At 70.1% G+C, this 18,559-nt stretch carries 18 protein-coding genes and 2 tRNA genes; 15 read left to right on the top strand and 5 right to left on the bottom strand.

From position 1 onward, the window contains the following. Positions 1-31 precede the first annotated feature (31 nt). From H577_RS14945 to H577_RS0103555, 3 genes are read left to right on the top strand one after another with little or no spacing between them, the layout of a single operon-like run. Positions 32-643: a VOC family protein gene (locus H577_RS14945; protein ID WP_051191692.1), complete on the top strand. Its 612-nt coding sequence runs from the start codon at positions 32-34 to the stop codon at positions 641-643. Further along, the gene (locus H577_RS0103560; protein WP_029144790.1) at positions 640-2,235 is read left to right on the top strand and encodes an FAD-dependent monooxygenase; all 1,596 of its coding nucleotides are present in this window, start codon (positions 640-642) and stop codon (positions 2,233-2,235) included. Before H577_RS14945 ends, H577_RS0103560 begins: the two co-directional genes overlap by 4 nt. Positions 2,236-2,254: 19 nt before the next feature. Continuing rightward, a complete protein-coding gene (locus H577_RS0103555) occupies positions 2,255-3,115 on the top strand; it encodes a fumarylacetoacetate hydrolase family protein (protein WP_029144789.1) in 861 nt (286 codons plus the stop codon). A 14-nt stretch (positions 3,116-3,129) separates the two neighbouring features. Here H577_RS0103555 and H577_RS0103550 read toward each other — a convergent pair whose 3' ends face one another. Both H577_RS0103550 and H577_RS17535 read right to left on the bottom strand, forming a co-directional pair. Continuing rightward, positions 3,130-6,018, bottom strand: a complete 2,889-nt coding sequence (locus H577_RS0103550; RefSeq protein WP_029144788.1) for a helix-turn-helix transcriptional regulator — start codon at positions 6,016-6,018, stop codon at positions 3,130-3,132. Between the two features lie 47 nt (positions 6,019-6,065). Next, positions 6,066-6,278, bottom strand: a complete 213-nt coding sequence (locus tag H577_RS17535) for a hypothetical protein (protein ID WP_029144787.1) — start codon at positions 6,276-6,278, stop codon at positions 6,066-6,068. Positions 6,279-6,469: 191 nt separating this feature from the next. On the opposite strand from H577_RS17535, the gene H577_RS0103540 reads away from it, so the two are divergent. The 3 genes from H577_RS0103540 to H577_RS0103530 all read left to right on the top strand — a co-directional run bounded on the left by H577_RS0103540 (position 6,470) and on the right by H577_RS0103530 (position 7,280). Then, positions 6,470-6,558, top strand: a tRNA-Ser gene (locus H577_RS0103540). 222 nt (positions 6,559-6,780) lie between these two features. After that, complete coding sequence (locus tag H577_RS0103535) at positions 6,781-7,044, top strand: ribbon-helix-helix protein, CopG family (RefSeq protein ID WP_029144786.1); 264 nt, start codon at positions 6,781-6,783, stop codon at positions 7,042-7,044. Then, positions 7,041-7,280: a uracil-DNA glycosylase family protein gene (locus H577_RS0103530; protein ID WP_029144785.1), complete on the top strand. Its 240-nt coding sequence runs from the start codon at positions 7,041-7,043 to the stop codon at positions 7,278-7,280. The genes H577_RS0103535 and H577_RS0103530 overlap by 4 nt, the downstream gene beginning before the upstream one ends. A gap of 255 nt (positions 7,281-7,535) precedes the next feature. On the opposite strand, the gene H577_RS0103525 is transcribed toward H577_RS0103530, so the two are convergent. Further along, the gene (locus H577_RS0103525) at positions 7,536-7,979 is read right to left on the bottom strand and encodes a hypothetical protein (RefSeq protein ID WP_029144784.1); all 444 of its coding nucleotides are present in this window, start codon (positions 7,977-7,979) and stop codon (positions 7,536-7,538) included. Positions 7,980-8,075: 96 nt separating this feature from the next. Beyond that, positions 8,076-9,038, bottom strand: a complete 963-nt coding sequence (locus H577_RS0103520) for a DUF2971 domain-containing protein (protein ID WP_029144783.1) — start codon at positions 9,036-9,038, stop codon at positions 8,076-8,078. Positions 9,039-9,434: 396 nt separating this feature from the next. Here H577_RS0103520 and H577_RS14940 point away from each other — a divergent pair, with 396 nt between their 5' ends. From H577_RS14940 to H577_RS0103495, 5 genes are all read left to right on the top strand, one after another. Next, complete coding sequence (locus H577_RS14940) at positions 9,435-11,132, top strand: DUF726 domain-containing protein (protein WP_084515770.1); 1,698 nt, start codon at positions 9,435-9,437, stop codon at positions 11,130-11,132. Positions 11,133-11,318: 186 nt separating this feature from the next. Continuing rightward, complete coding sequence (locus H577_RS0103510; protein ID WP_029144782.1) at positions 11,319-11,570, top strand: addiction module protein; 252 nt, start codon at positions 11,319-11,321, stop codon at positions 11,568-11,570. Continuing rightward, positions 11,567-11,884: a type II toxin-antitoxin system RelE/ParE family toxin gene (locus H577_RS0103505; RefSeq protein ID WP_029144781.1), complete on the top strand. Its 318-nt coding sequence runs from the start codon at positions 11,567-11,569 to the stop codon at positions 11,882-11,884. The genes H577_RS0103510 and H577_RS0103505 overlap by 4 nt, the downstream gene beginning before the upstream one ends. Positions 11,885-12,157: 273 nt before the next feature. Continuing rightward, complete coding sequence (gene helR / locus H577_RS0103500; RefSeq protein WP_029144780.1) at positions 12,158-14,338, top strand: RNA polymerase recycling motor ATPase HelR; 2,181 nt, start codon at positions 12,158-12,160, stop codon at positions 14,336-14,338. Between the two features lie 85 nt (positions 14,339-14,423). Further along, on the top strand, positions 14,424-15,464 hold the full coding sequence (locus H577_RS0103495; protein ID WP_029144779.1) for an NAD(P)H-dependent flavin oxidoreductase: 1,041 nt from the start codon (positions 14,424-14,426) through the stop codon (positions 15,462-15,464). 36 nt (positions 15,465-15,500) lie between these two features. Here H577_RS0103495 and H577_RS0103490 read toward each other — a convergent pair whose 3' ends face one another. After that, complete coding sequence (locus H577_RS0103490) at positions 15,501-16,076, bottom strand: DnaJ family domain-containing protein (RefSeq protein ID WP_029144778.1); 576 nt, start codon at positions 16,074-16,076, stop codon at positions 15,501-15,503. 230 nt (positions 16,077-16,306) lie between these two features. On the opposite strand from H577_RS0103490, the gene H577_RS0103485 reads away from it, so the two are divergent. The 4 genes from H577_RS0103485 (at position 16,307) to H577_RS0103470 (ending at position 18,540) form a co-directional block, all read left to right on the top strand. Beyond that, complete coding sequence (locus tag H577_RS0103485) at positions 16,307-17,242, top strand: aldose 1-epimerase family protein (RefSeq protein WP_029144777.1); 936 nt, start codon at positions 16,307-16,309, stop codon at positions 17,240-17,242. Next, positions 17,242-17,631: a DUF5684 domain-containing protein gene (locus H577_RS14935; protein WP_051191690.1), complete on the top strand. Its 390-nt coding sequence runs from the start codon at positions 17,242-17,244 to the stop codon at positions 17,629-17,631. Before H577_RS0103485 ends, H577_RS14935 begins: the two co-directional genes overlap by 1 nt. A gap of 74 nt (positions 17,632-17,705) precedes the next feature. Beyond that, a complete protein-coding gene (locus tag H577_RS0103475; RefSeq protein ID WP_245570322.1) occupies positions 17,706-18,392 on the top strand; it encodes an asparagine synthase in 687 nt (228 codons plus the stop codon). A 75-nt stretch (positions 18,393-18,467) separates the two neighbouring features. Beyond that, positions 18,468-18,540: transfer RNA gene (locus tag H577_RS0103470), tRNA-Arg, on the top strand. The last annotated feature ends 19 nt before the right edge of the window (positions 18,541-18,559 follow it).

Genomic DNA, 18,559 nt, shown 5'->3' with positions numbered 1-18,559 from the left:
CCATCCCACCGAGTCTCGAAGGAGAGAGAACATGCCCGACAACCAGGCGACGCATTGGCCGGCGAACCCGCCGAAGCTGCACCACACCACGTTCACGACGCTGCGGATGAAGCAGATGGTGGAGTGGTACGGATTGGTGTGCGGACTGCGGCCGGTGTTCCAGAGCGATGAGGCGTCGTGGCTGACCAACGACGAGGCCAACCACCGGATCGCGCTGCTGTCCCCTCCCGGTCTGAAGCACCCGACCGACAAGGGACACGAGACCGGCATCCACCACACCGCGTTCGAGTTCGGCACGTTCGACATGTGGCTGAACAACTACATCCGGCTGCGCAACCACGACATCCTGCCGTGGCTGACCTTGGATCATGGGATCACGATGTCGGTGTACTACCAGGACCCGGACGGGAACGGTGTGGAGATCCAGGTGGACGGGTTCGGCGACTGGGCCGATTCGAGCGAGTGGATCGCGAACTCGCTGGATTTCGCCCGCAACCCGATCGGCACGTATTTCGATCCCGAGAAGCTGGTCGCCGCACGTGAGGCGGGGTTGTCGTTCCAGGAGATCCACGAGCGCGCCCGGGCGGGGGAGTACCTGCCCGAGCACATCCCCGAAGACATCTTCCTGCCCGAGGTGTGGTGACCGGCCCCGACGTCCCGGTCGTCGTGGTGGGCGGCGGCCCGGTCGGACTGACCACCGCGCTCGAGCTCGCCCACCACGGCGTCGCGTCGCTGATCGTCGAACCGCGTGAGAGCGTCGAACACTCCCGGCCGCGTGCGAAGACGACCTCGGCGCGCACCATGGAGCTGTTCCGACGCATCGGCGCGGCCGACGAGATCCGCCGCCGCGCCCCGCTGCCGGTCTCGTGGTCGCAGGACGTGCGGTTCTGCACCACCGCCGCCGGCACCGAGATCACCCGGTTCACCGGGGTGCTCGGGCTCGAGCTGGTCGGCTCCGACCTCACCGCCGAGGCGGCGCAGCAGGTGACCCAGCCCGTCGTCGAAGAGGCGCTGCGTGCGCTGATCGGGCGGCAGCCGCTGGTGACGACCCGCTTCGGCAGCCGCGTCACCGCCGTGGACCTGTCGGGCCCGCGCCCCCGGGTGACGACGACGGATGCTGCGGGTGAGGCATCCGTCGTCACCGCCGACTACGTGGTGGGCGCCGACGGATCGCACAGCGTGGTGCGCGCCGCGCTCGGCGCCCGCTACGTCGGTGCCGCCGGAGGGCGCCCGAACGTCAACATCACGTTCCGCTCGCGCCGGCTCGCCGAACTGGTGCCGCCCGCGATCCACCACTGGGTGCTGAACCCGGCCGCTCCCGGCGTGGTCGGGCCGCTCGATCTCGACGGCACCTGGTGGGCCATCGCCACCGGCACCGAGTCGATCGCCGACGAGGCCGAGGCGGCCGCCCTGGTGCGGGGACTGGTCGGCGCCGACGTCGACGTCGAGGTGCTCGCCACCGACCCGTGGCAGGCGCGGCTGCTGCTGGCCGACTCGTACGGGTCGGGCCGCGCGTACCTGGTCGGCGACGCCGCGCACCAGAACCCGCCGTGGGGCGGGCACGGCTTCAACACCGGGGTCGGTGATGCCGTCAACCTCGCGTTCAAGCTCGCCGCCGTGCTGCACGGCTGGGCGCCCGCCGCTCTGCTCGACAGCTACGAGGACGAGCGCCGGCCGATCGCGCAGCAGACCATCGATCTGGCGGCGACGAACATGCGCAACCTCTCCATCGACCTCACCTCGCCCGCGCTGATGGCCGACGGTCCCGAGGGAGAGGCGGCCCGCGCGGCCGCCGCGCAGACGATCCAGGCCACCAAGCGCGACGAGTTCCACGCACTCGGCCTGGTGCTCGGCTACGGGTACGGGCCGGATGCCGCGGCCCAGGCCCCCAGCACCCGCGAGTACGTGCCGATCGCCGCGCCCGGCAACCGCCTGCCGCACGATCGCAACGCCGCCGGCGACTCGCTGTTCGACCTGCTCGGACCCGAGTTCACGGTGCTTGGCCCCGCGGGGCCCGAGTGGGCGCAGGCGGCGCAGGCCCGCGGCATCCCGTTGCGTGTCGTCGACCCGGTCGTGCACGGCTTCGCGCCCGTCGCGGGGGATCGCCTCGTGCTGGTGCGCCCCGATCAGCACATCGCGTGGATCGGCGGCGCCGCCGACGACGCGGGCACTGCCCTGGATGCCGCGGTCCGCGGCTTCCCTTCCATTCCGTCACGCGCCGCCGCGGCGTCGTGACCCCTCAGAAAGGACGATCATGCGCATCGGGAATCTCGCCGGACGCCTCGTACTGGTGGCCGAGGACCGGGCTCTGGACGTGGCCGGCGCCAGCGCCGGACGGTTCGACCCGGACCCGGCGGCCGTCTACGGCGTCTGGGACGACTTCGCCGCCTGGGCGGCCACGGTCGACGTGGCCGGGCACCCGGAGGCCGTCGCGTTCGCACCCGCCGACCTGGGCGCCCCGTCGCCGCGGCCGCCGCAGGTGATCGGCGTCGGGCTGAACTACGCCGACCACGCCGCCGAGTCGGGGCTGCCGCTGCCCGAGGTGCCGGTCGTGTTCACCAAGTTCCCGTCGTCGGTGGCCGGTCCCGACGTCGACGTGCTGCTGCCCGGCGACACCGTCGACTGGGAGGCCGAACTGGTGGTCGTGATCGGCCGGGGCGGCCGCGACATCCCGCGCGCCGAGGTGCGCTCGCGGATCGCCGGGTACACCGTCGGGCAGGATCTCTCCGAGCGCACCGTGCAGTGGCAGGGCACGCCGGCGCAGTTCAGCATGGGCAAGTCGTACCAGAACTTCGCCCCCACCGGGCCCGTGCTCGTCACCCTCGACGAGTTCGCCGACCCCGATCGACTGGCGGTCTCGACGACCATCACCGCGGCCGACGGCACCCGCACCCGGGTGCAGGACGGGTCGACCGACCAGCTGATCTTCGACGTCACCGACCTGGTGGCGCGGCTGTCGCAGACGCTCGAGCTGCTGCCCGGCGACCTGGTGTTCACCGGCACCCCGCCCGGAGTCGGCATGGGGATGGATCCGAAGCGCTACCTGCGGGACGGCGAGACGCTGACCACCGAGATCGAGGGGATCGGCACGATCGTGCAGCGCTTCCACGCCTGACGGCCGCGGCGGCGTCACCCCTTTCGGGCGGCGAGCACGGCGGCTTCGGTGCGGCTGGCAACGCCGAGCTTGCGCAGGATGGCGGAGACGTGCACGCTCGCCGTCTTGACGCTGATGAACAGGCGCTGGGCGATCTGACCGTTGCTCAGCCCCTCGGCGAGCAGCTCGAGCACCTGTCGTTCGCGTGCGGTGAGCTCTGCCAATGCGGTGCAGCGATCGTCGTCGTCCTCGGCGAGCCCGGACGCCGCTCCGAACTGTGCGACGTCGCGTCGCAGCGGCTCGTGCGCGAGGGCGTCGGCGTGTGCGCGGGCCTGCGCGAGCACGGATGCCGCTTCGGCTCGCCGTCCCGCGACCACCAGGCTGCGTGCGTGCTCGAGCCGGGTGGTCACCCGGAAGGTCGCCGGCATGTCGGGGTCATCGGCGCTCTCGACCGCGCGGGCGAGCGCATCCGGATCCGGGGCGAGGAAGGCGGCGAGAACGCGCTGCCAGGTGGCTGGGCGCAGAGCATCCGGGATCGCGTTCCAGGCCTCGTCCACGCGGGAGACAAGGTCTCGGACGTCGTCGCCGCGGGCGCGCAGCGTGGCGACCACCGGTCCGGCGTCCAGCAGCAGGCGACTGATGTGCGCGGTGCGTTCCCCGTCGTCGTCGATCGCCTCACCGAGCACCGCGCGCGCGGCATCCAGGTCCCCCGACGCCTGCGCGATCGCCAGCCGCGCGTGGACACCGTAGAACCAGACCTGCCGCTCGACGGTGGCCGCCTCGGCGATCGCGGACTGCTGCTGCCGCAGCAGTGCCGCCGCCGCCTCGGGCCTCCCGTGCCAGCAGAGGGCACGGGCGCGGGAGGTCGTGGTGTACATGCGGAACATCGGGAAGGTGCGCAGCTCGAGGTCGCGCGCGAGCAGCTCGTCGACGCGGGCGATCTCGCCGAGCTCGAGCAGCGGCTGCACCATGTTCTGGGTCAGCAGCGACCCCGTCGTGCGCGCCTGCCCGACTGCGCGGGCGCGCGCGAGTCCTTCTTCTGCCACGGCCAAGGCCTCGTGGTAGCGGCCGAGCACGGTGAGCAGGTCGGAGTAGTTGACGTCGTAGCGCAACTGCGCCTGGGACTCGTGCGCGTGCTGCCGCGCCGCAGCGTAGTCTTCGAGGCCGCCGGCGACGTCGCCTGCGTGCGTGCGGGACGCGCCGCGCACGTTGAGCGACACCGAAACCTGCAGGCTCGAACCCGCACGCTCGGCGAACTCCCGCGCCCGGGTGGCCATGTCGATCGCTTCGGCGGCGCGACCGGCGACCATGTGCCGGGCGGCGAGCTGGCTCATCACGCCGGCGCTGAGGTTCGGGTCGTCGACGTGCCCGGTGTCGATGACGGCGAGCGCGTCGACCAGCAGTTCGGTGGCGCCGGAACGCCCGACGTTGATCAGGTACACGGCCTTGTCGCGCAGCAGCCGCGCGTGCAGCGCGGGGTCGACCTCGGTGTGCGCCGCCTCGGCGAGGGCGCGGTCGACCACTCCCAGGGCGCGTTCGCTCTCGCCGGCGTTGCGCAGGATCGACGCGATGCGCAGCATGAGGGTGATCCGGTCCAGGCCGGCGGCGGCCTCGGCGTCGTCGACCTGGTCCCACAGCTCGAGCACCATGCGGCCGAAGCGGGCGGCCGTCGAGAACGCGTAGCGGTCCTTCGCCGAGAACATGGCGGCCAGGGCGGCGACCAGGGCGCGCCGCCGTTCGTGCGCGTGCCGCCAGTGGTGCGCGAGGGCGGCGTGCAGGTCGCGGCGGGGATCTGCGTCCATGAGCGACTGCAGGTGCTCGGCGTAGGCGCGATGGAGCGCCGCGTGCTCGCCCGGCAGCAGTTCGGCGTGCACGGCCTCGCGCAGCAGCGCGTGCCGGAACGTGTAGCGGTCGTCGTCGACGATGAGGATGCCGGTGCCCACCGCCTCGCGGATGGCCGCGTTGAGCCGGTCGTCGTCGAACCCGGTCAGGGCCGCGAGCGTGTCGTGCTCGAGGGGTGCGTCGGACGCGGAGATGACGCGGACCGCGGTCGCGGCATCCTCCCACAACTGCCCGTAGCGTGCCAGCAGCACGTCACGCAGGGTGTCGGGCAGCGGACCGTCGGCGCAGCAGGCGAGCTCCTCGACGAAGAAGGGGATGCCTTCGGCCCGTTCGTCGAGCCGATCGACGGCCTCGATGTCGTCGGCGCCACCCAGCTGGGCGACGAGCGCACGCACCGCGGCTCGGTCGAGCCGGTGGAGTGTGATGCGCTCGAGCAGGTGGGCGCGCTCGGCCTCGCCGATGAACAGCCGCACCGGATCGGCGCGTCGGCCCTCGTCGCTGCGCCAGCCGAGCACGACGAGCAGCCGCCCGCGGATCACCACGCGCAGCAGGAACGACAGCAGGGTGAGCGTGCCCTCGTCGGCCCAGTGCAGGTCTTCGATCACGAGCACGAGCGGGCGATGCTCGGCGAGCGACTCGACCGCCGTGACGAACGCCTCGCGCAGGAGCTCGGGGGTCGGCCGCGCGTCCGGCGGGGGAGGGGAGGCGGCGATCTCGGGCGATTCGGCGAGCTCGGGCATCAGCAGCAGCAGCGCGGGGCGGCCCGGGCCGGCGGCGCGCCAGAGCTCTTCGGTGCCGCGCTGGGCCGCGATGGCGCGCAGCAGCCCGAGCACCGCGCCGTAGGGCGCCGGCGTGCCGCCGAGGTCGACGGCGCGGCCGGCGGCGACATCGGCGCGGTCGGCGACGGATGCGGTGAACTCGCGGATGAGGCGCGACTTGCCCATTCCGGCCTCGCCGGCGACCACCACGGCCGTCGGTTGGCCGCCCCGGGCGCGCTCGAACAGCGCGTCGAGGCGCGCGAGCTCTTCGTCACGCCCGACCATGCGGGCGGCCGTGGCCGACGATGTCGCGGTGAAGGCCATGCCTTCATGGTGCCGGCCACCTCCGACATCGAGGCTCGGCGCCCGCATCACCGGGCGCGGGCGGCCACCGGATGCTGCTGCCGCACGTCGCGGTGCGCGGGGCGGACGAGGCGGTCGAACCACCGGATCCATCGCGGACGCGGAAGGCGGATGACCTGGTCGGGGTGCTCCCGCACGAAGCGGGCGCGTTCGGCGTTGCGGGCGCGCTCTTCGAGCTCCTGGGTGATGGTGTCGTAGCCGAGCGAGGGGTGCAGGGTCATGATCTTCTCCTTCGATGCACCACATACGCTCCGCTCTAAGGCACCCGGGGCACATCGGGCGGATGCCCTATCTTCGGTGTGCTCCGGGTAGGGCATCGGGTCGATCCCGGAGCGGATCTGCACGGTCACCGGCGCTTGTGGGACCGGTTATCATGGACAGACGCATGCGCGCCCACGGGTGCCGCACGCAAGGAGACGTCGCATAGTCAGGCCTAGTGCACCACCCTGCTAAGGTGGAGTCCCCTCACGGGGACCGAGGGTTCAAATCCCTCCGTCTCCGCCGAAAACCCCTGATCAGTGTCAAATCGGGTCGTCAGATGGCTGAATCGTATAGAATCCGCGCAAGATTCGTTCCGCCGTTCGCCCCAGATTCGCTCATTGACACCTACCCGAGCCGCTTGCCCTCGCGGCGGCCCGCGGCCGCGGCCACGGCGCGGACCGAGTCACCTACTCACCGCGCCAGGGTCTAGGGCGAGTCCCATTTTCGTATTACGATGCGGTCATGAGCAACGGCGAGACGATCAACGGTGTACCGGTCACCGATGAGCAGATTACGGCATGGGCAAACGAGGCCGAGGCCGGCTACGACATCGACGCTCTCAAGCGCCGCGGGCGCGGACGGCCGGGGCGGGGCGCCGAGCCGGCCCAGGTCGTGGCGCTCCGTCTGACCGTCGACGAGCTCGCCGCCTTGGACGCGCGTGCCGCCCGAGAACACAAGTCGCGATCAGAGCTGATCCGCGAGGCGATCGCCGCGTACGCCGCGTGAACATCCACGACGCCGCACTCAAACACGGCATCGCGCCCGACGACATCCGGCAGGCGGCATCCTGGCCCGTCTGGATTGAAGACCTCGACGACGACTCCCCGGCCCGCCAACTGCGACTCGGCTTCGACACCCAAGGACGCCTCCTCGAGACCGTGGTCCTTGTCTTCGACAGTGGCAACGAGCTCGTGATCCACGCCATGAAGGCGCGCCCGAAGATGATTGACCTCCTACCCTGACGTCCGCACGCGACGACATCGCACCGCCTCCCACGGGGCGGGTGGAACGCCACGGTCCCTCAACCGCGCAGTGCCCGAGTGGAGATTCTCTTGCGCGTATGGAACGCTCGCCGGACGCTCGCGTGCATCTCGAACGGGTCGGGTGTGCGGCGGGCGAAGATCGCACCGTGTGGTCGCGGCTTCACTGTGGTCACCCGGATGAGCGTGGCGGCCACGCTGGGCGCCGACCCACGAGGGTGAGCCGGCGCCAGCGTGTCAGGCGGCTTCTGCGTCCTCCACAGGAGTGGTGAACTTCGAGTCGAGGAACGCCTTGAAGACCGCAAGCAAGTCCTCGTGCGCCTCGAAGGCACGGAGGGTGGCCTCAATAATGGTCTGCCGACTCCGCTCGAGTCCCGATTCCTTGCGCAGGTCGAGCTTGCGCGTCTTGATCAGCCCGCCGTCGACGCTACGGACCGCGCGCTCCATCTGCGCGAAACTCAGCACCGCGGTGTCGTAGAAGCGACCGGACGACATCAGCAGCGTGGACCGAGCCCAGCCGGCGGGGACCAGGACGAGCACTTTGCCGTTCGCGACCGGAAGGGTGAACTCTTCCGCGTCCCACTCGCACGTGTCCGCGTTCCAGACCTGGCGCTTCACCGTCTGCGGCCTCTGGCCGTTCGAAAAGCCGATGAACCGCTGGAATCCCTCCGTCTCCACCATTGTCCTGAGTCGCGAGCCGGATTCACTCGCCGCGGACTGTCGGCTGGTGTGGCCTCCGCGCGGGGAGGCCACACCGGTGCTGCACGCGTCTGCTTGTCACGCGCGCAGGTATCGGATTGTCGATCCGTTCACGGCTGCGTCCAACCCGTTCGCGCGCAGCAATGAAGTGACGCCTACGATTCTTTGGCGCTCACTCTCGCCGTCGGGTGGACCGACGCGCACCTCGTTGATCGGGAGGGCCGCGTTCGAATCGGTGAGCCCTCCGAGACCCATCAGGTCCCAGCTGAAGTTCGGGTAGTGATTGATCTCGAGGTACGGGACAACGCCCCGAGCGGAGCCGCGGTGTCTTGGATCTGCACCTTCAGGTAGGTAGGAGATCAGACGCACTTCCTTCTCCTCCGCATATGCCGAGTCCTTCATCGATGCCGCTAGAGCCGCGAGCAGACCACGGATCAGTAAGTTCGCGGCCGCTGCATTCGGTGAGTCCAGCACGGGTTGGATCTGGCCTCCGGTGATGTTGGAGAGGACCCGGCGGATCCGCTCGTCTTGCTCGGCCGGTTCGTATGCAACAGTCACCCATTGCGGCAGAAACATGAACCCTGCCATCGGCGGCGGACTTGCTGGAATCAGCTCAGCGTGCGGGTCGATGCTCACTGCGACTCCCGAGGTGGCGCCGTAGTTCCGCCATTGGTTCAGCACACGGTAGTCGGTGGAAGCGCAAACGACGTAGGCAGGGCTCGCCAGGATCGTGCTAACGAAGTCGTCGTTGAGAATCTCGGTGAGCTGCAGGTGTAGCTGAAGGTGCTTCGGAAGCTCGTCGCCGAATCGCTCGTACCACTGGATGATCCGACTGGCGCCGATGATCAGCTCCTCGGGGTCGTTGAGCATCGTGGCTGCCGTCGCCCACAGCTGCTTCTTCTCGATCATGCTGACAAGCGCCCACGAGTCTGTGAAGTGCCAGATCGGTCCGTGATAGTGCTCGCTGAAGGGCAGCGGACCGAAGGCACCACGATGGATCGGCGCGGGCTCATCTTTCGCATCGAGCGGATCGGCCGTCATGGGTTCAGGTTAGGCGAGAACGAAGCTCTCGGGGTATTGCCGACCGATCGGGCTAAGCACGCACGACCCGACCATCACCCGGCGAGCCTCACCCCCACCGGATGTCCGAAGAGCCAGTGAACCTGAACGACTCCGAACCGCGTTGAACGTCATCCGACGCGACCTCGAACCGCGCCGATTCAACGTGAACCCGTAGGACGCACTCGGGCGTGCACCCACATCCGGAGTTCACATCCCTACGTCTCCGCCGAGCTTCTTCCGCGAGATTCCGCGTAGTGTCGACGGCCTCGGGCGCCCTCCAGCACCCGAATCGGGCCGATCTGGACGACTTCGCGTCGCCGCACCCGGGTTCTGGACCGGTCGGGACACGGCTACTGGATATGGGACGATCTATCCATGTCGGGTTCACTCCACGTCCACGTCGTTGAAGAAGCGCGTCTGAGGGTCGAGGTCGTCTCTGATCAAGGCGTGGCTCTTTCCCTCGTCGGTGAGTTCGAGGCGCTGGAGCCGGTGGTCGAGGTGGGTAGCGTTCTGGAGGCCAATCCCGCGCTGCGGAGCAACATGTGGTCATACGCCAAGACCTGGTATGTCGCGAACACGCTGTCGAGTGCGGATGCATTGAGGATTCAGGACCCCGCAGCGCAGAAGGCTTCATTGAAGCTCGTAGACGAGACCCGCCGACTCGCGCAGAAGCGCGCAGAGGGTTACGCGAAGACTGCGCAGTGGATCGCGGACGTGGCAGACGATGTGTCGCACGTCGAGGTCGAGACGGCGTGGTGCTCGTCCTGCTTCTTCAAGACAGAGCACCGGAAATCGAACCGTCCGGCCGGACAGCTTCCCGTGTACGTCTGCCAGGGATGCGGATCACCCACCTTGCCGTGCGTGGCAGTCGGATGCGAACACATGGCAGTTCGCCACCGTGGCGCGATCCGAGTCCCGCAGTTCTGTGCCGAGCACCGACACGCCATTTCGGGCTTCGAGAAGGCGCAGGGCACGTTCGGCGGGCTCTACGACTACGAGGAATACCTCCGGTACGAGAAACCAGACCTGGACAAGGTTGCCAAGATCACTGTAGGAAGCGCAGTTGCTGTCGGTCTGGCCGTGCCCCTCGCGCTGCTTGCTGCACCTGCGATCGGGGGAGCGATCGGGTCGCTTGGAATGTTCGGAGGTCTGTCCGGCGCCGCTGCCACATCGCACGGACTCGCCCTGCTCGGCGGCGGAAGCCTTGCCATGGGTGGCCTCGGGATGGCAGGCGGCACAGCCGTCGTCACAGCGGTCGGTGCGGCCGTCGGTGGCGCGCTTGGCGCATCCGTCGCTAATGCCTACCTCAGGGAAGACAAGTCCTTCAGGATTGAGCTTCTCCGCCCTGGGAACGGTGGTGTGCCCGTCCTGGTCGCCAATGGATTCCTCAGCGACGCCGCGGGTGAGAAGTGGGGCGGCTGGAAGACGATCGTCAACGACCGCTTCCCCGACTCGCCGGTTTACCGTGTGTTCTGGGGCGCCAAGGAACTTCGCGACTTCGGCGTTCTGGGGGCAGGGGCGATCGGCAAGGCCGGCGCCACCGCTGGAGCGAAGGTCGCAGCAGCGACTGCCACGAAGGCGGGAGCGAAGGTCCTCGGGAACATCATCGGCCCAGCGATGATCGCCACTGATCTGGCGAAGAACCCGTGGCACGTGGCGAAGAGCCGTGCAGACAAGACAGGCGTCCTTCTTGGGGACCTGTTGGCGCGTACCGAGGCCGATTCGTATGTGCTCATCGGCCATAGCCTGGGCGCACGAGTGATGGTGGTCGCCGCCCAGGCGCTGGGAAGTAAGCAGGATGGTCCAAGGCTCCAGTCTGTCCACCTGCTCGGTGCGGCGATCGGTGCGAAGAGCAACTGGGACGGCCTCACCGCCGCCGTTGAGGATATGGTCTACTGCTATCACTCGACCACCGACAACGTGCTCAAGTACGTCTACAAAACCGCGCAGGCAGGCGAGACCGCAGCGGGGCTCGCTGGATTCACGCCGACCTCAACCAAACTGCAGAACGTAGACGTCACGGCTCACGTGCAGACTCACTTCGACTATCAGGACAACGTGCAGCTCCTATAGCGGGCCCGGTGCAGGAGACTTCCGCGCTAGCCGCTACCCTGACGCAGTCTGGCACGTTGTCCGCTACTGGCTCCCCGGCCGGGTGTCGGGTGGCACCGGCTGGGCACCGCCACCGGCCACGCGCTCAAAGAAGCTGAGGCACGTCGATCGGTGGCCGATGTCATCCCGCCGTCTTACACTCAAGACATGGCACTCAAAGCTGACGAGGTGTATCAGGCGGGTCTGGAACTCGACCTGGATGAGCGCACGGTGGTCGCGCACCGCCTCCTCGCCAGCCTGCACCCGGCAGGTGACGCGTCACAATCGGAGATCGACGATGCCTGGCACGACGAGATCGGATCTCGTGTCGACGAGATCCTGAACGGCCGCGTCGAACTGAGCACCTTCGAGCAGACGCGCGCCAAGGCCCGCATGCTCTTGGACGACCTGCGGAAGTGATCCTTCGGCCGCAGGTCCATCCAGAGGCGGAGGCAGAGTTCCTCGACGCCGCCCGCTACTACGAGACAACTCAGGCCGGTCTCGGCGATGAGTTCGACACCGAGGTCACCAAGGCCGTCGATTATATCCAGTGGAATCCCGAAGCCTGGCCTACGTTCCCGGGGTGGGATCGACTCCCGGTCGTTCGGAGTCGTAAGGTCGATGTGTTTCCCTACCGGGTTGTCTACTTCGTCCGCGACGATGTGCTCCTCATCGTCGCGTTCGCGCATCAGAGCCGCCATCCCGGCTATTGGAAGAACCGCGTCGACCCCTGATCGCTGCCGAGGCAGTCCCCTGCGGGATCCGCGAGCGCCGGTGCAACGACGAACTGCCGTTCATGGTGTGTGCCGGCTGCATCGAGAACGTTCAACTCGATCGTCCTACCGCCACCTGGTCCAGCGGTACGAGAAACCGACCCGCATCATCCCGGCTTCCGGTGACCGTCTGCCCCTTCCAGTGTAGTGACAGGGGAGGGGCTTGCCGCAAGGCCCCCGTGCGGGTGCAGAATCGACCTCTGCCCGCCACCCGCCCACCGGTTCTGGAGCCTCATGCCCGCGACATCCGTCGACGTCTTCGCCCTGCCCGCACGCCTGTCGGCGAGAGCCGACCCCGCCCTCATCGACGGCGACCGCCGCCGGTTCGCCGCCATCGCCGCACGCCTGGGCGACGAGATCACCGAGGTGCAGCGGCGCCTGGCCGACCGCCTCGCCGCGCCCGCCGGTCGCGGCGGACAGTACGCGATCGAACGCGACGCCGAGGTGCGCCGGTTGCAGTCGCGGCTGCGGCTGCTGCGCCGCTTTCACCTCGACATCTGCCTGGGCCGTATGGACCCGGATGCCGCCGGCCCGGTCTACATCGGACGCATCGGTCTGGCCGATGCCTCCGGCGACCGCTTGCTCGTCGACTGGCGCGCCCCCGCCGCGGCGCCGTTCTTCGCCGCCACCGCCGCCGACCCGATGGGCCTGGTCAGTCGGCGCCGGTACCGCTGGACCGCCGGGCGTATCACCGACTATTGGGACGAGGTGTTCGACCCCGACACCGCCGCGAGCCTCGGCCGCACCGCCGCGTTCGACGACCAGTCGGCGTTCATCGCGAGCCTCGGGTCGAGCCGCACCGAGCGCATGCGCGACGTGCTCGCCACGATCCAGTCCGACCAGGATGCGATCATCCGCGCCGACTCGCGCGGCGCACTCGTGGTCGACGGCGGCCCGGGCACAGGAAAGACCGTCGTCGCCCTGCACCGGGCGGCGTACCTGCTCTACTCCGACGCGCGCCTGTCGGGCTCGGGCGGCGGCGTCCTCTTCGTCGGCCCCCACCAGCCGTACCTCGCCTACGTCTCGGACGTGCTGCCGAGCCTGGGCGAAGACGGCGTGCAGCTGTGCACCCTCACCGACCTGGTGCGCGAGGGGGCGGATGCCGTACCCGAGACCGATCCGAAGGTCGCGGCGTTGAAGGCCGATGCACGCTGGGTCGAGGCCGTCGAACGCGCAGTGCGGTTCTACGAGGAGCCCCCGACCGCCGCGTTGAAGGTCGACACCCCGTGGGGTGAACTGTCGGTGAGCGTCCAGGACTGGGCCGATGCGTTCGACGCCCCCGAGCCGGGGCTCAGCCACAACGACGCCCGCGATCAGGTGTGGCAGACGCTCGTGGCGGGCCTGTACGACCGGCTCGGCGACCCCGAGGTCCCGGGCCGGCAGTTCCTGCAGGCGCTACGGCAGTGTGAGCCGCTCGCGGCGGCCTTCCAACGCGGATGGCCGCTGGTAGAGGCATCCGTCGTCGTCACCGACCTGTTCACGGTGCCGGCGTTCCTGCGCCGCTGTGCGCCGTGGCTGACCGCCGAGGAGGCGGCGTTGCTGCAGCGGCCCGCCGACGCGCCGTTCACGCTCGACGACCTGCCGCTGCTGGATGCCGCGCGCCTGCGGCTCGGCGACCCGCGGGCCAGTCGCGTGCGGCGGCGCCGCGAGGCCGAGCTGGCCGCGCAGCGCGCATACCGCGACGACGTCGCCGAGTACCTCATCTCGTCGGCCGACGACGGCGAAGACCTCGTGTCGATGCTGCGCGGGGGCGACCTGCAGACCTCGCTCGAGGACGAGTCGGGGCTGGCGCGCCTCGACCCCGACCTGCTCGCGGGACCGTTCGCGCACATCGTCGTCGACGAGGCGCAAGAGCTCACCGACGCCCAGTGGCAGATGCTGCTGCGGCGGTGCCCGTCGCGCTCGTTCACGGTCGTCGGCGACCGCGCGCAGGCCCGGCGCGGCTTCGCCGAGACGTGGACCGCGCGGCTGCAGCGGGTGGGTCTGCGCGAGGTGCGGCAGATGTCGCTGACGGTCAACTACCGCACCCCCCACGAGGTGATGGATGCCGCGGCCCCGGTCATCCGCGCGGTGCTGCCCGACGCGAACGTGCCGACGTCGGTGCGGTCCACCGGCATCCCGGTGCGGCACGCCACCGCATCCGAACGCGACGCGATCCTCGCCGAGTGGCTCGACACGCACGCCGAAGGCATCGCGTGCGTCGTGGGCGGTTCCGGCTTCGCCGATGCGGAGGGCGTCGGCTTCGCCGGGTCGGACCGGGTGCGTTCGCTCAGCCCCGAGCACGTGAAGGGGCTGGAGTTCGACCTCGTGCTCATCCATGAGCCGGGCGCCTTCGGTGAGGGCGTCACCGGTGCCGTCGACCGCTATGTGGCGATGACCCGAGCCACCGGGCAGCTGATCGTGCTGACCGACTGACCGGTCGCGCTGACCGACTGACCGGTCGCCCTGGCCGACTGACCGGTCGTGCGGACCGACGGGGCGACGGGGGTAGCGTCGGGGCATGGCTCTTCGTGACGTGCTCGGCATCCGGCATCCGATCGTGCTCGGGCCGTTCGGCGGACTCTCGTCGGTGGCGCTGACCGCCGCGGTGAGCGAGGCGGGCGGGCTCGGCTCCTATGGCCTGTACGGGTACGCGCCAGGCCGCATCCGCGACACCGTCGCCGAGCTGCGGGCCGCGACGGACCGGCCGTTCGCGGTGAATTTGTGGCTGCCCACCGGCGACGAGGTCACGCCCGACGAGGTCGACCTGACTGCCGCGATCGCCGCCGTCGCGCCGATCTTCGCCGAGCTCGGCCTCGAGGTCCCCGCGATACCGGACCGGTTCCTGCCGCCGTTCGACGACCAGCTCGAGGCGGTGCTCGACGCCGCGCCGGCGGTGCTGAGCCTCGTCTACGGCGCGCCGTCGCGGGAGCTCGTCGACGCCGCACACGGCCGCGGCATCCGTGTCATCGGCACCGCGACGACGGTCGCCGAGGCGCAGGCGTTGGATGCCTCGGGCGTCGACGCGATCGTCGCCAGCGGCGCCGAGGCGGCCGGGCACCGGGTGTCGTTCCTGGCACCCGCGGAACGGTCGTTGGTCGGCACCTTCGCGCTGGTGCCGCAGGTGGTGGACGCGGTCTCGGTGCCGGTGATCGCCGCCGGCGGCATCGCCGACCGGCGGGGTGTGGCGGCCGCGTCGGCGCTCGGCGCGTCCGGCGTGCAGGTGGGCACGGCGTTCCTGCGCACCACCCAGTCCGCGGCGCCCGCGTCGCACCGGCAGGCGATCGCCGATGCGGCGGACACGAGCACCGTGCTCACGCGGGCGATGAGCGGACGGCTCAGCCGTGGCATCCCGAACCGCGCCGTGCGCGAGATCGAGCAGGCCGGCGCGATCGCCCCGTTCCCGGCGCAGAACTGGCTGACCGGCCGGTTCCGGGCCGCGGCGGGTCCCCTCGACCGCGGTGAGTTCCTGTCGCTGTGGGCCGGGCAGGCCGCGGCGCTGTGCACCCGCACCGACGCCGCCGAGGTGTTCGCCGAGCTGGTCGCCGGTCTCCCGGGCTGAGGGCGGTCCACCTCCCGCACGACGCAGCGGGGCCGCTCAGCGCCGGCGGAACATCCCGCGCCGCCGCGGCTGCCCGGGGGACTCGCGCGCCGGGTCGCGCACCGCATCCTCCCGCGCCTGGCGGCGCCGCCGCCACGCGGCCACCTCGGCCTCGACGTCGCGGGTCGGCGTGACCACTGGCGGACCGCCGAGCAGCTGCCGCCGCGCCTCGATGACCCGGCGGTTGAAGTCCTCGAGGTGCTCGCGCACGTCCTCCTCGCGCCGCAGCGCGTCGAGCGTGGCGGCCATCTGCTCGTGCTCGACCCGCAGCATGAGCGCGGGCGGCCCGAGTCCGGTGAGCCGTTCGGTCTCGATCTTGCGCCGGATCCACCAGTCCGGGTCGTGCGCGGCGCCCAGGCCCTCCAGCGGCTTGCCGGCCCCGGGCAGATCGTCGAACTCGCCGCGCCGGATCGCCTGCTGGATCGCGGTCTCGACGTACGCCCATCGCTCGGTCTCGGTCATCGGGCGAGGGGCGGATGCCTCGGCCGGTTCGTCGCCGTAGAGTTCCGGATGCTCGCGCCGCTCACGTTCGTACCGGTAGCGCGCGGCGGCCTCGCGCGGATCGTCGGTCATGCGGCACCTCCCGGATCCCCACGGTCGCTGTGTCGTCTGCGTACGACCGGGACCGACTTCGAGCCTACGTCGTGCCGCGCCTACCGCACCCGACCCAGACCACCCGGGCAGACCACCCCGACGCAGACCGCCCGGCGCAGACCACCCGGGCCCCGACCGCACCCACGGGTAGAATCACCGCTCGTGGCCGCTCGGCCTGGCGCATCCCGACACCCTCACGAAGGCACTCCATGGCACGCACCCCTCAGTCCGGAACCCAGCACGCCCTGCGGGCGGGAGACTACGAGGCGGTGATCGCGAGCGTCGGCGCGACGCTGCGCAGCCTGACCTTCGGCGGCCGCGACCTGATCCTGCCGTTCGACGCCGACCAGGTGCGTCCGCACCACCGCGGGGCGACCCTCGCGCCCTGGCCGAACCGCATCGTCGACGGCCGCTACACGTTCGCCGGCACGCACCACCAGTTGCCGCTGACCGAGCCCGCCCGCGGCCATGCGATGCACGGCCTGGTGTCGTGGCTCGAGTTCGTGCCCGTCGACAAGGGCGCCAGCCACGTCACCCTCGAGGGCGTGATCGAACCGCAGACCGGCTACCCGTGGCGCGTGACCGTGCGTACCACGTTCGCGCTCACGTCGCTGGGCATCACCCAGTCGGTGACGGCGGTGAACGACTCTGCCGAGCCGGCTCCGTGGGGCGCTGCGGCCCACCCGTACCTGCTGGCCGGATCGGGCCGGCTCGACGACTGGACGCTCGAGGTGCCCGCCGCGCAGGTGCTGCAGGTGACCGACGACCGGCTCGTGCCCGCCGGCCTTGCGCCGGTCGACACCGACCCGACGCGCTTCGACTTCCGCATCGCGCGCCCGATCGGCCACGCCCGCATCGACCACGCCTTCACGGCGCTGACCGCCGACGACGACGGCGCCGTGATCGCACGGCTCACGGATGCCACCGGCTCGGGCGTCGAGATGCAGTGGGACGCCGCGTGCGGGTGGGTGCAGGTGTACACCTTCGACCAGCCGGGCGGCGGCCGCGACGCGGTGGCGGTGGAGCCGATGACCTGCGCGCCGGATGCGTTCAACGTCGACCGCTACCCCTACGATACGGGGATGATCACATTGCACCCCGGCGAGTCCTCGACCGCCCACTGGCGCATCGGAGCGCTCGCATGATGCCCGCCGCCCTCACCGACGACACCGCGAACCAGTTCTGGGCCCAGCTGTTCGGGCCCGGCACCTCGATCGTGGGGATCGTGCTGTACGTGCTCGCCGTCGTGGCCCTGTGGCGGGTGTTCACCAAGGCCGGGTGGCCCGGCATCCTCGCGATCATCCCGATCGTGAACGTGTTCATCCTCGTGAAGATCGCCGGCTTCTCGGCCTGGATGACGTTGCTGCTGATCATCCCGATCGTCAACATCGTCTTCTCGATCATCGTGGCCATCCGAGTCGGCCGCGGCTTCGGCAAGGGCGGGGTCTTCTCGTTCTTCCTGCTGTGGCTGCTGTCGATCATCGGCCTGTACATCATCGGATTCGGCAGCGCCCGCTACACCAAACCGGCCTGAGCACGGCGACTCCCGCGCGGGCCGGGCGACGGTTATCTTTGAACCAGAAGCCCGGCCCGAGCGCAGGAGAACCAGTGGCAGCCACGACACGTGACGGCGCGCGTCGTCGCGTCGTGTTCTGGCGGCGCCCCGGCCGTACCCGCGTGGCCGACATGGTGGCCGAGGGCGTCTACGTCGCCTCGGCCGCGACCCGGCTCGCGCTGAAGAACCGCATCCTGGTCGAGACGATCGCCGGCGGCGAGGACTTCGACGTCGACAGGTTCGTGCCCGAGGCGCGCGACACGCTGCTGAACCTGGCCGACGAGGCCGAGCAGGACGCCCGCCGCATGGAGGCCGCCAAGCGCCGCGCGAGCCGTCGGTACAGCGACTCGTACGGCACGCACGATTACCGCAGCCGTGACGTGCGCAATCTGCGCAAGCGACAGCGGCAGTCCGAACGGGTCGCGAAAGAGCTGCGCGAGCGCGCCGAGAACCCCGAAGAGCTGCGCGCGCTCGTCGAAGCCGCCCGCGAGGCCGCATGGTCGGATGTCGAGCGCAACATCCAGAGCACCCTGAGCATCGAGGCCGCCCGGCCCGACCTCGAGCCCGACTACGCAAAGCTGCGCGAGGCGCGCATGCAGTCGCTGCGCCTGGTCGACCTGCCGCGCCTGGCCGCGCATCGCCGCCGCAACGTGCAGGGGGCGGCGGGCGACCTGCACGACGTGACGGCGACGGATGCCGCGCCCCGAGCCGGCGACGTCGACCTCTCCGAGCTGGAGTAGCGGCCGACGAAGCCCGATTCGCGGTCACGTCATCCGTCGGATAAGATGGATCCCTGTGCGCAGCGATGTGCACGAGCGCTCGTAGCTCAATGGATAGAGCATCTGACTACGGATCAGAAGGTTGGGGGTTCGAGTCCCTTCGAGCGCGCACTGTGTTGAGACAGTAG

It is taken from the genome of Microbacterium luticocti DSM 19459 (genome assembly GCF_000422405.1).
GTDB classification, from domain to species: Bacteria; Actinomycetota; Actinomycetes; order Actinomycetales; family Microbacteriaceae; genus Microbacterium; species Microbacterium luticocti.
Note: the sequence above shows the minus strand (reverse complement) of the source record. Positions and strands in the feature narration are given on the sequence as shown.

Coding starts and splice junctions, on each gene's coding strand:
- H577_RS14940 (WP_084515770.1), top strand. CDS start 9,435: ATGTCGGGTTCACTCCACGTCCACGTCGTTGAAGAAGCGCGTCTGAGG.
- H577_RS17535 (WP_029144787.1), bottom strand. CDS start 6,278: ATGACCCTGCACCCCTCGCTCGGCTACGACACCATCACCCAGGAGCTC.
- H577_RS0103485 (WP_029144777.1), top strand. CDS start 16,307: ATGGCACGCACCCCTCAGTCCGGAACCCAGCACGCCCTGCGGGCGGGA.
- H577_RS0103495 (WP_029144779.1), top strand. CDS start 14,424: ATGGCTCTTCGTGACGTGCTCGGCATCCGGCATCCGATCGTGCTCGGG.
- H577_RS0103525 (WP_029144784.1), bottom strand. CDS start 7,979: ATGGTGGAGACGGAGGGATTCCAGCGGTTCATCGGCTTTTCGAACGGC.
- H577_RS0103550 (WP_029144788.1), bottom strand. CDS start 6,018: ATGGCCTTCACCGCGACATCGTCGGCCACGGCCGCCCGCATGGTCGGG.
- H577_RS14935 (WP_051191690.1), top strand. CDS start 17,242: ATGCCCGCCGCCCTCACCGACGACACCGCGAACCAGTTCTGGGCCCAG.
- H577_RS14945 (WP_051191692.1), top strand. CDS start 32: ATGCCCGACAACCAGGCGACGCATTGGCCGGCGAACCCGCCGAAGCTG.
- H577_RS0103490 (WP_029144778.1), bottom strand. CDS start 16,076: ATGACCGACGATCCGCGCGAGGCCGCCGCGCGCTACCGGTACGAACGT.
- H577_RS0103520 (WP_029144783.1), bottom strand. CDS start 9,038: ATGACGGCCGATCCGCTCGATGCGAAAGATGAGCCCGCGCCGATCCAT.
- H577_RS0103510 (WP_029144782.1), top strand. CDS start 11,319: ATGGCACTCAAAGCTGACGAGGTGTATCAGGCGGGTCTGGAACTCGAC.
- helR (WP_029144780.1), top strand. CDS start 12,158: ATGCCCGCGACATCCGTCGACGTCTTCGCCCTGCCCGCACGCCTGTCG.
- H577_RS0103535 (WP_029144786.1), top strand. CDS start 6,781: ATGAGCAACGGCGAGACGATCAACGGTGTACCGGTCACCGATGAGCAG.
- H577_RS0103555 (WP_029144789.1), top strand. CDS start 2,255: ATGCGCATCGGGAATCTCGCCGGACGCCTCGTACTGGTGGCCGAGGAC.